Source organism: Acidovorax sp. SRB_24 (assembly GCF_012931925.1).
Genome location: NZ_MWOM01000174.1, coordinates 1 through 723 on the forward strand (window position 1 = coordinate 1; position 723 = coordinate 723).

1 protein-coding gene and 1 pseudogene are annotated in these 723 nt (G+C 68.9%); one reads left to right on the forward strand and one right to left on the reverse strand.

Features of this window, described 5'->3' with window-relative positions:
* Positions 1-275, forward strand: a pseudogene (locus B2J89_RS21315) (hypothetical protein); the annotation flags it as partial.
* A gap of 76 nt (positions 276-351) precedes the next feature.
* On the opposite strand, the gene B2J89_RS21320 reads toward B2J89_RS21315, so the two are convergent.
* On the reverse strand, positions 352-606 hold the full coding sequence (locus B2J89_RS21320; protein ID WP_169170827.1) for a hypothetical protein: 255 nt from the start codon (positions 604-606) through the stop codon (positions 352-354).
* Between the last annotated feature and the right edge of the window lie 117 nt (positions 607-723).

The window sequence follows — 723 nt, forward strand, 5'->3', positions numbered from 1 at the left end:
AGGCGCCGCTGGAGCAGGCGGCCGAGCGCATCGGCACCCTGCTGCTGGGCAAGGCCCCCGCCGGCGCGCCCGAGGCCGGAGCGTCACCCGGGCCCGAGCCGCTGCCCAGTCCGTATGAGAGCAACCTCAGTGCTTGGCTGCTGCGCCGCCTGAGGCTGGCCACGGAACTGGCCGCCCTGATGCGTGCCGATGCCGACCAGGTGCTGGCCGCGCTGGCGCCTCCGGCGCCGCAGCAGGGCGTGGCCCTGGCCGTGGCAGAAAATCAAAAAGAATAGCTGGAAGCGCTTACTGGGAAAGGGTTATAGGCCGATTTGGCTATGAATTCGACGGCTGCGCGAGCCGCGCATGCGCTCAGCCCCGGGGCGCCGACCGGTGGGCCGCCAGGCGCCGCAGCGCATAGCGCCCCAGAAAAGCGCAGCCCAGGATCAGCGCAAACCAGCCGACCAGGTAGGCCTGGCGCATGAGGTCCTGCACGCTGGCCGATTTGGCGAGATAGGGCGCCAGCAACACGACGGCGCCGATCAGCGCGCAGGTCATGCCCTTGATCAGCAGTTCGTTGTCTTCTTTGTTGCGGGCGCGTCGGACGGGGGGCTTGGGCAGGGGCATGGCAGGGCTCGGGGGCACGGGGATGGGAGCGCGATTATCCTTGGCACCCCCCGCCCCCCCGAAAAAGCGAAAGATCTCCCCATGGCCATCCAGTGGTTTCCCGGTCACATGCACCTG